The 13,257-nt window shown below is 64.5% G+C and carries 10 protein-coding genes; 9 read left to right on the top strand and 1 reads right to left on the bottom strand.

What is annotated here, in order from left to right; all coding sequences use genetic code 11:
* Nucleotides 1-18: 18 nt before the first annotated feature.
* From IT430_04125 to IT430_04100, 6 genes are all read left to right on the top strand, one after another.
* Nucleotides 19-3,564 carry a molybdopterin-dependent oxidoreductase gene (locus tag IT430_04125; protein ID MCC6907107.1) on the top strand — a complete coding sequence of 1,182 codons (3,546 nt, stop codon included), beginning with the start codon at nt 19-21 and terminating at the stop codon, nt 3,562-3,564.
* Nucleotides 3,554-3,904 (top strand): hypothetical protein, encoded by a 351-nt coding sequence (locus IT430_04120; GenBank protein MCC6907106.1) that lies wholly within the window; start codon nt 3,554-3,556, stop codon nt 3,902-3,904. The genes IT430_04125 and IT430_04120 overlap by 11 nt, the downstream gene beginning before the upstream one ends.
* 23 nt (nt 3,905-3,927) lie before the next feature.
* Nucleotides 3,928-5,229 (top strand): hypothetical protein, encoded by a 1,302-nt coding sequence (locus tag IT430_04115; protein MCC6907105.1) that lies wholly within the window; start codon nt 3,928-3,930, stop codon nt 5,227-5,229.
* Between the two features lie 11 nt (nt 5,230-5,240).
* Complete coding sequence (locus IT430_04110; GenBank protein MCC6907104.1) at nt 5,241-6,131, top strand: molecular chaperone TorD family protein; 891 nt, start codon at nt 5,241-5,243, stop codon at nt 6,129-6,131.
* A gap of 1 nt (nt 6,132) precedes the next feature.
* Nucleotides 6,133-7,449, top strand: a complete 1,317-nt coding sequence (locus IT430_04105) for a DUF438 domain-containing protein (GenBank protein ID MCC6907103.1) — start codon at nt 6,133-6,135, stop codon at nt 7,447-7,449.
* Nucleotides 7,450-7,598: 149 nt separating this feature from the next.
* Nucleotides 7,599-8,966 (top strand): phosphatase PAP2 family protein, encoded by a 1,368-nt coding sequence (locus tag IT430_04100; protein ID MCC6907102.1) that lies wholly within the window; start codon nt 7,599-7,601, stop codon nt 8,964-8,966.
* Here IT430_04100 and IT430_04095 read toward each other — a convergent pair.
* Complete coding sequence (locus IT430_04095) at nt 8,878-10,713, bottom strand: bifunctional alpha/beta hydrolase/class I SAM-dependent methyltransferase (GenBank protein ID MCC6907101.1); 1,836 nt, start codon at nt 10,711-10,713, stop codon at nt 8,878-8,880. The two genes, IT430_04100 and IT430_04095, sit on opposite strands and share 89 nt — an antisense overlap.
* Nucleotides 10,714-10,933: 220 nt before the next feature.
* Here IT430_04095 and IT430_04090 point away from each other — a divergent pair, with 220 nt between their 5' ends.
* The 3 genes from IT430_04090 to IT430_04080 are packed head-to-tail and all read left to right on the top strand — an operon-like array spanning nt 10,934 to nt 13,240.
* Nucleotides 10,934-11,518, top strand: a complete 585-nt coding sequence (locus IT430_04090) for a hypothetical protein (GenBank protein ID MCC6907100.1) — start codon at nt 10,934-10,936, stop codon at nt 11,516-11,518.
* A gap of 8 nt (nt 11,519-11,526) precedes the next feature.
* Nucleotides 11,527-12,525: a phosphatidate cytidylyltransferase gene (locus IT430_04085; GenBank protein ID MCC6907099.1), complete on the top strand. Its 999-nt coding sequence runs from the start codon at nt 11,527-11,529 to the stop codon at nt 12,523-12,525.
* Nucleotides 12,518-13,240: a 1-acyl-sn-glycerol-3-phosphate acyltransferase gene (locus IT430_04080; GenBank protein MCC6907098.1), complete on the top strand. Its 723-nt coding sequence runs from the start codon at nt 12,518-12,520 to the stop codon at nt 13,238-13,240. Before IT430_04085 ends, IT430_04080 begins: the two co-directional genes overlap by 8 nt.
* Nucleotides 13,241-13,257 lie beyond the last annotated feature (17 nt).

The following is a 13,257-nucleotide window of genomic DNA, read 5'->3' as shown; positions in this document are numbered from 1 at the left end:
ACTGCGGAAGGTCGGACCATGAGCAGCGAGAACCTCGAATCGAACGAAGACGGACAGCAGGAACATAACAGCGGGCACGGCGGCAGGGATCTCTCTCGCCGCCGGTTCATCGGCCTTTTCGGCGCTTCGTCGGTGGCGGCGTTTGCCTGGCCCAGCGCGCTGGGCAGCCTCATTCCCGTCGTCGGCGTGGAGAACCCGCTGCTGTTCTACCCGCAGCGCGGCTGGGAGCGGATGTATCGCGACCAGTATGGCTACGACCGCACGTTCACCTGGGTCTGCGCGCCCAACGACACGCACATGTGCCGCATGAAAGCGTTCGTGCGCAACGGCGTTCTCATCCGATCGGAGCAGAACTACGACGTGGATCGCTACGGCGACTGCTACGGCAACAAGACGAGTCCGGCGTGGCACCCGCGCGGCTGCCCGAAGGGCTTTACTTTCCAGCGCCGCGTCTACGGGCCGTATCGCGCCAAGGGGCCCGCGATTCGCAAGGGCTGGAAACAGTGGGCAGACGACGGCTTTCCGAGCCTCTCCGATACGCCCGCGCTGCGGACGAAATACAAGTTCGACGATCGCGGCAACGACGACTTCGTGCGCCTCTCCTGGGATGAGGCCGCGCGATACTGCGCCATGGGCCTTCGCGCCGTCGCCGGGACCTACAGCGGCGATGCCGGCCGGCGGCGGCTGCTCGCCGACGGCTACGACGAAGATCTGCTGCACCACTGGCACGGCGCCGGAACGACAACCATCAAAATGGGTTCCAACTTGCCGATCCACGGCTTGATCGGCAAGTTCGGAATCTACCGCTTCGGCAACATGCTCGGCCTGCTCGATCATCACGTGCGCGGCGTCAAACCGGAAGACGCGCTGGGCGCCCGCGCGTGGAACGAGTACACCTGGCGCGGCGACCAGGCGCCAGGCACGCCGTTCGCCACGGGGCTGCAGACGTCGGACATGGACTTCAGCGACCTGCGCTTTTCAAAGATGATCCTGATGATCGGCAAGAACCTTGTCGAAAACAAGATGGCCGAGTCGCACTGGTTCATCGAAGCGATGGAGCGAGGCGCCAAGATTGTTAACGTTGCGCCCGACTACGCGGCGCCCAGCGCCAAGAGCGACTACTGGATCGGCGTGCGCCCGGGCCTGAGCGATCTGTCGCTGGTGCTCGGGCTGATCCGGATCATCATCGACAACGACTGGTACGACGCCGATTTCACCCGGCGCTTCACCGACATGCCCCTGCTCGTGCGGACCGACACGCTCAAGAGGCTGCGCCCACAGGACGTGTTCGCCGGCTACTCCAACAAAGACATCAGCACTGGCCCGTCGTTCCGCCTGCACGGGCTCACAACCGAGCAGCGCGAGCAGATCGGCGACTTCTGCATGTGGGACTCTGCTGCGGGCAAAGTGGTTGCAGTTTCGCGCGATGAAGTCGGCGACAACCTCGCCTTCAAGCCGGCGCTGCGCGGAACGTTCAACGTAAAACTGGTCAGCGGCGAGACGGTTGAAGTCATGCCGATCTTCGAGATGTACCGCCGTCACCTCAAGGACTACGACGTGCAGACGGTGGCGGAGATCACCGGTGCAGATGCATCGCTCATCGAACGGCTGGCCAAGGACCTGGCGACAATCAAGCCGGCCGCGATCCACTTCGGCGAGGGCATCAATCACTACTTCCATGCGACGCTGCACAACCGCGCCTGCTTCGTGCTCATGGCCATCACGGGCAACATCGGCATGCACGGCGCCGGTGTGTTCGCCTGGGCGGGCAACTACAAAGGCGCCCTGCTCCAGGGCGGCCGCGGAAAGCCCGGCGTGGGCGTGTACACCTATGAGGATCCGTTCAATCCGGTGCTCGACGAGGCGGCCACGCTCGGCGGCCAGAACCTGCGCCACTGCATGCATCACGAAGAGCCGTCTTACTGGGCATGCGGCGAAGAGATTCTCAAGGTAAAGACGCCGCAGGGCGAGAAGCGCTTCACCGGAGACACGCACCTCCCCACGCCGACCAAGGCGTTCTGGTACAACAACGCCAACTTCCTCAACCAGGCCAAGTGGATCTACGACATCATCGTCAACACGCTGCCCAAGGTCGATCTGATCGTCGACCAGCAGATCGAGTGGACCGGCTCAGCGGAATACTCTGACATCGTCTTTCCCGTCAATTCATGGGCGGAGTTCGAAGATCTTGAACTGGGCGGCTCGTGCTCGAACCCGTTCATCCAGGTCTGGGGCGGCGATGGAATCAAGCCGGTGCACGACAGTCGCGATGACGCCATCGTCTTCGCGCTCGTCGCTGAATCACTGAGCCGGCTGACCGGCGACCGGCGTTTCGGCGACATGTGGAAGTATGTGCTCGAGAAGAAGAACCGCGTGTACATTCAGCGCGTGCTCGACTCGTGCATCACCACGGTTGCGAAAGACGGGCCGTACCAGCTGGACCGGATCATGCGCGGCGACTACGGCGGCGAGCCGGGCGTGGCGATGTTCCTGTTCCGCACGTATCCTCGCGTGGCTTTCTACGAGCAGGTGCACGACAGCCTGCCCTTCTACACCGATTGCGGCCGCGTCGCGGCGTACTGCGATCTCGATGAAGCGATCGCGTGCGGCGAGAACCTGATCGTGCACCGCGAGTCGGTCGAAGCAACGCCGTACATGCCCAACGTGATCGTCTCGACGAGCCCGTACATCCGCCCGCTCGACTACGGCATTCCCATCGACGCCATGGACGCCGACCTGCGGCAGGTGCGCAACGTGATGATGCCCTGGTCGAAGGTGAAGCAGACGGTCAATCCGCTGTGGAGCGGCGGGTTCCACTTCTTCTGCTCGACGCCCAAGAGCCGGCATTCGACACACTCATCGTGGTCCACCGTCGACTGGAACTGGATCTGGTCCACGAGCTTCTCCGACCCCTACCGGCGCGACAAGCGAGCGCCGGGCGTGGGCGACCGGCAGATCCAGATGAATCCGCAGGCGGGCCAAGACCTCGGTTTGAACGACGGCGACTACGTCTACGTCGATGCGAATCCGGCCGATCGCCCCTACCGCGGCTGGCAGGAAGACTCGGGATCATTCAGGCACCGCGCCTACCGGTGCATGGTGCGCGTGAAGTTCAATCCCGCGCTGCCGTATCACTTCACCATCATGAAGCACACGGGCTGGATCGCATCCGAACGCACCGTCCGCGCGCACGAGAGCCGCAGCGACGGCCGGGCGCTGGCGGAGGGCACGGGGTACCAGTCGTCGTATCGCTATGGCTCGCACCAGTCGATCACGCGTGGCTGGCTGCCGCCCATGCACCAGACCGACACGTTGTTTCACAAGAAGACCGGAGGCATGGGATTCGTCTTCGGCGCCGACGTCGATAACCACGCGGTCAACACCGTGCCCAAGGAAACGCTCATTCGCATCACCAAGGCCGAGGCCGGCGGGCTCGACGGCCAGGGTGTCTGGACCAACGCGCAAAGCGGCTTCGGGCCGCTTGGGCAAAGCGAGGCCAATCTCGCCTATCTCGCCGGTGAACTGACCGGCATCGGAACACCGGAGGACGGCTATGGATACTGAGAGCGTCTGCGAATCGTCGCATCCGGCGGACCGGCCGATCGAGCCCGAGCACCCGATGATCCTCGACGGATCGATGACGCCCGGCGACGTGGAGTTCATGGCGGTGTGCCTCTTCGAGGAGTTGCTCCTGGTTGGCACGCCGCTTGAGACACTCCGCGCCATGACCACCGACCCGGAATATCAGGCGCTCTACGGAATGCGCCTGACACTGGGAAGCCGGCTCGACGCCATCCTCGATCGGATCCATGCGCGCGTCGGCTCACACCGGCACGCAACCCGCGAATCGAACAATGACGTCCGGCCGGCAACTTTGACGGTCAGCGCATCGCGTCATCACTGAACGACCTGCATCAGGAGCACATCATGCCGCGCGTCTACAACTGGCAACTCGGTCGAGAGATGACCTATCCCTACGAAGAAGCGCACCCGCGATCGCAGTTCGCGTTCGTCTTCAACATCAATCGCTGCATCGCGTGCCAGACGTGCACGATGGCCTGCAAGAGCACATGGACATTCTCGCGCGGGCAGGAGTACATGTACTGGAACAACGTCGAGACCAAGCCCTTCGGCGGATATCCGCACAACTGGGACGTGAAGATTCTCGACATGCTCAATAAGACGAACCCCGATGGCCAGCGCTGGGCTGGTGGAGGCGACGTTGGCCATGAGTCGCCTTACGGCCAGTTCAACGGCAAAACGATCTTCGAGGCGGCCGAAAAGTACTACAGCGAAGCCGAAGGCGCCAAGCGCGTGCTCGGATACCTCCCCACGCAGGAGGAGTGGACGACGGCGCCCAACATCCACGAGGAGACGGCGGTGGGCGATCTGTTCAGCGGCGGCAAGCAGTTCGGTGGCTCGGCGCAACTGCCCAGCCACAAGGTCTGGTTCTTCTACCTCCAGCGCCTGTGCAACCACTGCACCTATCCCGGATGCCTGGCCGCCTGCCCGCGCGGCGCGATCTACAAGCGGCCTGAAGACGGCATCGTGCTCATCGACCAGAACCGCTGCAACGGATACCGCAAATGCGTCGAAGCCTGCCCCTACAAGAAGGCCATGTACCGCACCACGACGCGCACGAGCGAGAAGTGCGTGGGCTGCTATCCGCGCGTGGAAGGCAAAGATCCTGAGTTGTCACCCAACGGCGAGCCGCTCGAGACGCGCTGCATGACCGTGTGCCCTGGCCGCATTCGAATGCAGGGGCTGGTGGCCATCGACGATGAAGGCCGCTGGGTCGAGGACCGCTGGAACCCGCTGTACTACATGATCCGCGAGCGGCAGGTGGCGTTGCCGCTGTACCCGCAGTTCGGCACGGAGCCCAACGGCTACTACATTCCGCCGCGCTGGGTGCCTCGAGCCTATCTCAAGCAGATGTTCGGGCCTGGCGTCGAACACGCGATCGAACAGTATTCGTGCCCGGATCGCGACCTGCTCGCGGTCATGCAGTTGTTCCGCACGACGCAGCAGATCATCTTCCGCTACGAAGTCGTCAAGGGACCCAAGGTCGCCGAGATCGAAGTGACGATGCCCGACGGCACGAGCCGGACGCAGGAAATCTACAACGACACCGTGATCGGGTACAACAAGTTCAACGTCGAGTGCGTGCGCGTGACGGTTGAGGAGCCGACGTTTGAACGTCCGGCCGAACTGCACGTCAACAGCATCTGAAAGGAGTCGTCATGACCGCCGCCACCCAGAGCCTGACGACAGATGACCTCGCCGCCCGCGCGATGTTCGGCGTGGCGCTCTCCCACGCCTGGCGCGATCCGATGACTCGAGCGGCGGAGGGCCCGATCGCATCGCCAGAGGAACTCGAAGCGCTTCGCGGCGCGTGGCGAGGGATCGTCAAGAGTGCGGCGGAGCTGGAGATGTCGGAACTCAGCTTGGGCGAACTCACGCCGCAGCGCGCTGCGATTGAGCCGCTGATCGACTGGCTTGGTGCGCCCAAGTCGGAGCAGGCCGAGGTGTTCGATAGCGTGTTCGGGCTGGTGGTGTCGAAGGACTGCCCCCCTTACGAGACAGACTACTGCCACTGGGAAGACCCCACGTATCGCGCCAGCCAGATGGCTGATGTGGGTGGGTTCTACCGAGCGTTTGGCGTGCAGCCCGGAGGGGATCGCCCGGAACGGCCGGATCACGTCGCCACCGAACTCGAATTCGTCGCACTGCTGCATGAGAAGATGCGCATCGCCCTTGCGGCCGGTGAAGCTGAACACGCGCAGATCTGCCGCGAGGCGCTCGATTCTTTCGTGCGTGATCATGCCGGCTGGTGGATGCCGACGTTCGCGCGCTGCGTGCAGCGCCGCATCGAACGGCACAGCGACTCGCAGAACTCGACGCCGCCGCGGGATCTTGTCACGACGCTGGTGGGGATCGGCGATCTGCTTCGCGCCTGGGCGGCCGTCCTGCGCACCGACGCCGGCGTTCCCGCGTCGCGCGAAATCATCGCCCCCAACCCGCCGTCATACCGTCCAGAAGAAGAGGACGACGCGTGCTCATCCTGCGGTCTGCACCCGGCAGAGGCGCTGACCTGCGGGCAACCTGCAATTGCAACTCCGAAAGGAGCATGAAGTGAGCGAACTTCTCGAACATCCCGCCGACCGTGTCAACCGCCTCAAGACCGCGCTGCGCGACGTGACCGAGAGCGGCGGCTCGCAGCAGTCGCGACAGAGCCTGACGCACCTGCTCACCGGGTGCGATGCGTGCCAGGTGGCGCAGGCGGAAGATGAACTGCTGCGCGAAGGCGTGCCGGTCGAGCAACTCGTCGCGACCTGCGACGACCACGCCGCGGCGGTGCGCCAGTCGATGCCGTCGGCGGCGACGACCGCCTTTCCGCCGGGTCATCCCGTTGAGACCTTTCAGAGCGAGAATGCGGCGCTCGAAGGGCAATGCACCGCGCTGCAGACGCGGGTGTCGGAAGTACTCAATAGCGGCATGCCGCCGGCGGAGCAGGAGGTTCTGCAACTGCGATCCACGCTCAATCAGATTCTGGATGTGGACAAGCACTACCTGCGCAAGGAGCAGTTGCTCTTCACCTGTCTTGAACGGCACGGCATGACCGGCCCCTCCAAGGTCATGTGGGCCAAGGACGACGAGATTCGGGCGCTGCTGCGCGACCTTGACGTCGCGCTCAGCGCTCCTCCTGATGATGCGGTCGCCTGGCGCCGGGCCGTCGCCGCCGCGGCCGAGCGCGCGTTGCCCGCGGTGATCGACATGGTCTTCAAAGAGAATCACATCCTGCTGCCCATGGCGATCAAGACGCTTGACGAATCGGAGTGGGTGGAGATCTGGGCTCAGTCGCCTCAGTTCGGCTGGTGCATCGTCGATCCCGGGCGTGAATTTCGCCCTTCGGCCTCGGCTCTGCTTGGAGCCACCCGGCCGCGCGCGAAGGAAGCCGCGACTCTTGGAGAGCGCCGTGGCGACGGGGGCGTATCGCTGCCGCTGACTCCGGCTGCCGCACCGGCCCCGCCCGCGGCGGCGGCCGTCATGTTCCCAACGGGGGCGCTCACGGTCGAGCAGCTGATAGGCATCTTCAACAGCATGCCCGTCGATCTCACCTTTGTTGACGCCGATGACCGGGTGCGATTCTTCAGCGAAGGCGCCGGGAGAATTTTCGTGCGGGCCAAGGCGGTGGTCGGCCGACGCGTGCAGCAGTGCCATCCACCCAAGAGCGTGCACCTCGTCGAGCAGATCCTGCAGGACTTCAAGGCCGGCCGGCAGAACGTCGCGGAGTTCTGGATCAACCTCCGCGGACGCTTCATCCACATCCGCTACTTCGCCGTGCGCAGCGAGGCGGGTGCCTACCTCGGCACGCTCGAAGTCACACAGGATCTCACCCGCGAACGCCAACTTGAGGGCGAGCAGCGGCTGGTCGTGTACGAAAACTGAACTTCCGTCGGCGGTAAGGCTGATATGATTGCGACGGGCCGGCCGGTGTGGCCGGCCTGTTGCTTGCACTTGGTCACCGCAGGCAACCGCAGCCACGATGGACCGCCTGCCTCCCCGCGCCGCGGAAACGAGGCCGCTTCGAGGACGGCATGAAGCTACGCGATAAACCAGCGCCCTTGACGCTTCGCCTCGCCTGGACGTGCGGCCTGGCGCTGGCGTTTCTCGTGATCTATGCAGGCACGAACTGGTACACCTCAACGCGCGTCGATGTCGGGATTCTGCGCTTCGAGTGGGAACAGCGACTGCCCTTCATTCAGCCGTTCATCGTGCCGTACATGTCGATCGACGCCCTGTTCCTGCTCGCGCCCTTTCTCTGTCGAACGCGACGGGAACTGAAGATCCACGGCGTGCGAATCCTGGCGATCACGGCGATCGCCGGTGTCTGCTTTCTGCTCTTGCCGCTGCAGTTGGCCGATGTGCGGCCGGACCTCACGGGTGTTACGGGATGGTCGTTTGAACTGCTCAAGTCGTTCGATCGTCCGTTCAACATGTGCCCGTCGCTGCACGTGGCCTACGCCATCGTGCTCTGGGAGTTGTACCGCCGGCGCGCGGGCGGCTGGCTTCTTGCAGTTGTCAACATCTGGTTCGTCCTGATCGTCGTCTCGGTGCTGTTCGTGCGGCAGCACTATCTCGTCGATGCGCTCGCCGGAGCATCGTTGGCGATCGGCACGCTCTATGCCGCACCCGCAGCCGATGATGACGATGCACTTCCCGGCGCCGGCGAAGTCCGTCCGAATCGAAAGGTGGCCGCCTGGTGCGCGGCCGGCGCAGTCGGGATGTTCGCGGCGGCGGCGCTGCTGAGCCCAGCGGGCCTCGTGTTGGTATGGCCGGGCGTTTCGATGGCCGTCGTCGGGGCCGGCTATGCCGGCGTCGGACCGCGAATCTTCAGAAAGGTCCGCGGCCGCCTTCGACCCGAAGCGCGCGTCGTTCTGGCACCCTACCTCGCGGGCCTCTGGGTTACACGCGTGATCTTCTCGGCGCGCGAGTCGCACCGAAGTGGCACCGCGCTCGCACCTGGCCTGGTGATCGGCGGGCGATGCTCCAACCGCGCAGCCGAGGCCCTGATTGGACGCAGGATCACGGCCGTGCTCGATCTCACCGCCGAACACTCCGCGCCGCCAGCGTTTCAACGCGTCGAGTATTTCAACATTCAGATTCTCGACCTGACGCTGCCCACGCAGGAACAGTTGCGCCAGGCCGTGGCGATCGGGCGCCGGTTCGCAGCGGACGGAACGCTCTACATCCACTGCGGCCTGGGGTACGCCCGAAGCGCGACGGTGGCGGCGGCGATCCTGCTCGATCGTGATCTTGCCGTAACGGCGCAGGAATCGATCGATCTCATCGCTGCATCGCGGCCGAATGTCGAATTCAACGAACAGGCGCAGCGACTGCTTGATGTGACGGCTCGTTCACTGGCGCGTTCGCAGCGGCTTGACGCCGCGCTAGCGATACGGTGAAGATTCCGGCTTCGTCGATCTCCATCGCGATTTTGTAAAAGCCCGCCTCTGCCGCGAGTCGATCCATTTCCGCTTGGCTCCGACAGCGCATGACCCATGGCTTGCCTTCGCGGTTCGTGAGAACGCGCGCGATGAGTTCCAGTTGAGGATGCCATGGTTGGTTCGTATAGATCAGGTACCCGCCCGGCGCAATGGCCCGGCTCAACCCGTCGAGACACTGACGGATGCACTCGTTGTCCGGGAACAGTTCGAACAACCCGGAAACGATGCCGATCGTCGGCCGGGGCGAAGTCGCCGCGATGCGGTCCGCATCGAAGGCATCGCCCGGTTCGAAGGTCACGCGATCGGAGAGGTTCAGCTGATCGGCGAGCGCTCGACCAGCCTCGAGGCCGGCCAGGTCGCGGTCGCGAAGCGTCGCCGTCACAGGCGCGCCCCGCTGCTGCAGGATGGTGTCCATGACATACCGACCCGGACCCGCCGCGACGTCGAGCACATGTGCACATTGGTCGGATTCGTGAACGAGTGCAATGGCCCGCGCCATGAGCCGTTCGAGATTCGCCTTGCGCGAACGAATGCCGCGCCAGCCCGGGGCATCGAGATAGACACGGTCGATCAGGCGGCCCAGCGGAGTTATGCCGTCGGCCCGATTCCGATACACGTGGTCGAGCGATTGACCGGAGTCAAAGCCGCGCTCCCACCCGATGCTGATTCCCCTGCTGAGTCGTCCGATGCTCCTGAGAAACAGCCGGGCCGACCACCAGTACGGACGTTTCCACCAAGGCGGAGGCGACCGATCGACATCCGGAAGTTGCCCCGCGGCACCGCTCCGTTCAAACGAATCAAGGACGAACTCTCGAATGTCAGCGATCGGGCGCTCGCGGCCGCGCTCGTGGAGAATGGAGTGGAACATTCCTTCGTAGCGCTCCATGCGCTTTGCCGATGAACCCAGCCGGCCGAAGAATCGCTGTGGCGCGCGAGAACTCACCACCCAATCGCTGCCGGCGGTAAGAACGAGGCACGGGGTGCGGATTGCGGCCGCGTCAGCCAGCAGTCGGGTCGACGTGTCGTGCAGCCCGAGAAGGACGTTCACCGCAATATCGCGCGAGATGAGCGGATCGCGCTCGTAGTCGGCCGCGGCGGTCGGATCATGCGTGAGCATCTTCGCCTTGACGTAACTCTTGATGGATGACTCGCGTCGAACGCACGACAGCAGGCGCAGCCCGGGAATGGCCAGTGGAACATAGAGCCGGACCCGGAACGCGGGCGTGACGAGAATCATCGCGCGGACCGGCGGCGCATAGTCGTGCACCCATGCGGCGACGGTGACGCCCCCGACGCTGTGGCCGAGCACGACCGCCTGCTCGAGCGGCAATCCGTGCCGCTCGCTGACCGCGCGCGTAAAGCAATCGAGGTCCTTGACCACGGCGCCAAAACTCGCCGCGCGCCCCCGCCGTCCCGGCGAGCGGCCGTGACCTCGCGCATCCCACGCAATGACGTTGATGTCACCCAGGTTCAGCGCATCAACGAACTCCTGGAACCGGCCGGAGTGCTCGTGGCCCCGATGCACCAGGATCAGTGATTTGCAACTTGGCGCGCGCGATGGCCAGAAACGATAAAAGAGTGGCGCGCCATCCGAGACTGCGACGGTGAACTCGCCTGGCGCACGCGCCGGAGTGTCACAAGTCTCGGCGGCGACCTGCACGACTTCGGCGCGCCCGCCCATGATGGCCGCCGGCCGCTGCGTCACGTTCGGCCTCCCTGTGAATACGTCTCCCATCGATGGTAGTGGGCCTGCCCCTCCGATCGCGTGTCACGGTCTACCGTATGATCACGTTTGGCGAGCGCTGCCCGCCATGGAGACTCCGGCGTTGTCGTCGCAAGAACCCCCAAGCGCAAATCGCAGGCCGCTGCACAGCAGGGAGTACCAGCTGTTCCAGCGCATGGCCGCTCGACTCGCGGAATATCGTGTGTCGCCGAACGTCATTTCGGTGGCCAGCGTGGGCTTTGCGGTGGGCGCTGCGGCATTGCTGGCGGCGACGGCCGAGGCTGACGGTCTGTGGGTCCGCGCCTGCTGGATCGGCGCTGCCGGAATGATCCAATTGCGCCTGCTGGCGAACATGCTTGATGGGATGGTGGCCATGGCCGGGCAACGCGCTTCACCCATCGGCGAGCTGTACAACGACGTTCCCGACCGCGTCTCCGATTCAGCGATTCTCATCGCGGGTGGTTACGCGATTGGCGGCGTGCCGGCGCTGGGCTATCTTGCCGCGACCATCGCTCTCTTTGTGGCTTACCTGCGAGCGATGGGCGCTGCCGCAGGCGCCGGGCAGGTGTTCGCCGGCCCGATGGCCAAGCCGCAGCGGATGTTTCTGCTGACCCTCGCCAGCGCCTACTGCGGTCTGGCGCCGGCGGACTGGCAACCTATCCACGCCTCAAGCGGCCTGGGCGTTTGGGGTGCAGCGCTGGCGGCGGTCATTGTCGGTGGCCTGATCACCGCTTGTCGCCGGCTGCTGATCATTTCGACTCGCCTCCGGAACCGCCAGTCGTCATGAGTGCAGCGATGGACAAGTTCTTCAGTCTCTCTGATGCGCTGTCGGACCCGGTAACGATGAACGTGCTGCTTGGGCTGGGTGTGGCGCTCTTGCTCACGCCGCTGGGCGTCGCCGCGCTGGGACGCATCGCGAATCTGAGCGAGGCCATCCGCGGCGATATTCGCAGCCGGTACCGATCGTGGCTGGTCATCGTCCCGGCGATTCTCATTCCGCTGCTGCTCGGCCCCGGCTGCACGATCCTGGCCGTGTGCCTGCTCAGCCTGCTGTGCTACCGGGAGTTTGCCCGGGCGACGGGCGCGTTTCGGCATCGCTCAATCAGTGCCACCGTGGTGCTCGGCATCCTGGCGGTGACGTTTGCGAGTTACGATCACTGGTACCATCTCTTCGTGGCCCTGCCGTCGCTCACGATTGTGCTCATTGCGGTCATTGCCCTCGTGCCCGATGAGCCTCGAGGCTACATTCAGCGCGTCGCGCTTGGCGTGCTCGCTTTTCTGCTTTTCGGCGTCTGCTTCGGGCATCTCGGCTACTTCGCCAACGATTCGCGGTTCCGACCGCTCATCATCCTCATCGTACTCTGTGTCGAAGCCAACGACATCTTCGCCTACACGACCGGTCGCCTCTTCGGACGGACGCCGCTGGCGCCGGTGACCAGCCCGAATAAGACCTTCGAAGGCTGCATCGGGGCGATGGTGCTCACGACGGCGTTGTACGCGTTCATCGGCCGATTCGTGTTCACGGGAACCGTGCTCGATTCGCCGCTGCACCTGGTCGTCATGGGACTGCTGCTGAGCACGGTCGGGCAGTTCGGCGACCTGATGATCTCCAGCGTGAAGCGCGATCTTGGAATCAAGGACATGGGCGTTCTGATCCCCGGTCACGGCGGAGTGCTGGATCGCTTTGACAGCCTCGTTCTCGTCGCGCCGGCGATGTTTCATTACATCGGCTACTTCCGTGGCATCGGGATTGACCAGCCGACGCGGATCATGTCGGGGAACTTCGGTGGATGAGTGGCGCTACGACCGCGCGCAGGATTTCGGCCTGCCGCTCAGCGCGCGGCTCGAAAGCGTCAGACGCGAAGGCGGTCTCGCCAGCAGCATGCTGCGGCACGCGTGGTGGCTTGGTGCGTGCACGTACACACGGTTCTGGCACCGGCTCCGCGTCGAGAACCGGTGCGCCTTGCCCGCACGTCCGCCATTTGTCCTGATCGCCAATCACAGCAGTCACCTGGATACGCTGGTGATGGCGGCGGCACTGCCGATGCGACTGCGCCAATGCACGTTTCCCATCGCCGCCCACGACACCTTCTTTGAGACCACACTGCGGCGCTCTTTCAGTTCCATGATGCTCAACGCGCTGCCGATGTGGCGGCGTCACTGCGGCCGCCACGCGGCCGGCGATCTGCGAGCCAGGCTGATCAGCGGCGGCTGCAGCTACATTCTCTTTCCCGAAGGCACGCGAACCCGCACCGGCGAGATGGGGCCGTTTCGGGCGGGGTTAGGCATGCTCGTTGCCGGCACGCCCGTGCCCGTCGTGCCCTGCCGCATCGACGGCGCGTTTGCGGCCTTGCCGCCCGGCCACCGATTCCCGAAGCCTGCCAAGATCACGCTGAAGATCGGGCCGCCCCAGACCTTTGCGTCGGCGCCCAACGACCGATCAGGCTGGCAAAACATCGCCAAGCAGATGCACGCCATCATCGCGTCGATGCAGGCGCCGCCGCGATGAGCCTGCTGCAACTTCAT

It is taken from the genome of Phycisphaerales bacterium (assembly GCA_020852515.1).
In the GTDB taxonomy this organism is placed as follows: Bacteria; Planctomycetota; Phycisphaerae; order Phycisphaerales; family UBA5793; genus UBA5793.
The sequence above is the reverse complement of the archived record's forward strand: the minus strand, read 5'-3'. Positions and strand labels throughout refer to the sequence as shown.

Excerpts from the sequence above, each read along its gene's own strand:
- IT430_04125 (MCC6907107.1), top strand. The coding sequence starts at position 19 with ATGAGCAGCGAGAACCTCGAATCGAACGAAGACGGACAGCAGGAACAT.
- IT430_04120 (MCC6907106.1), top strand. The coding sequence starts at position 3,554 with ATGGATACTGAGAGCGTCTGCGAATCGTCGCATCCGGCGGACCGGCCG.
- IT430_04115 (MCC6907105.1), top strand. The coding sequence starts at position 3,928 with ATGCCGCGCGTCTACAACTGGCAACTCGGTCGAGAGATGACCTATCCC.
- IT430_04110 (MCC6907104.1), top strand. The coding sequence starts at position 5,241 with ATGACCGCCGCCACCCAGAGCCTGACGACAGATGACCTCGCCGCCCGC.
- IT430_04100 (MCC6907102.1), top strand. The coding sequence starts at position 7,599 with ATGAAGCTACGCGATAAACCAGCGCCCTTGACGCTTCGCCTCGCCTGG.
- IT430_04085 (MCC6907099.1), top strand. The coding sequence starts at position 11,527 with ATGGACAAGTTCTTCAGTCTCTCTGATGCGCTGTCGGACCCGGTAACG.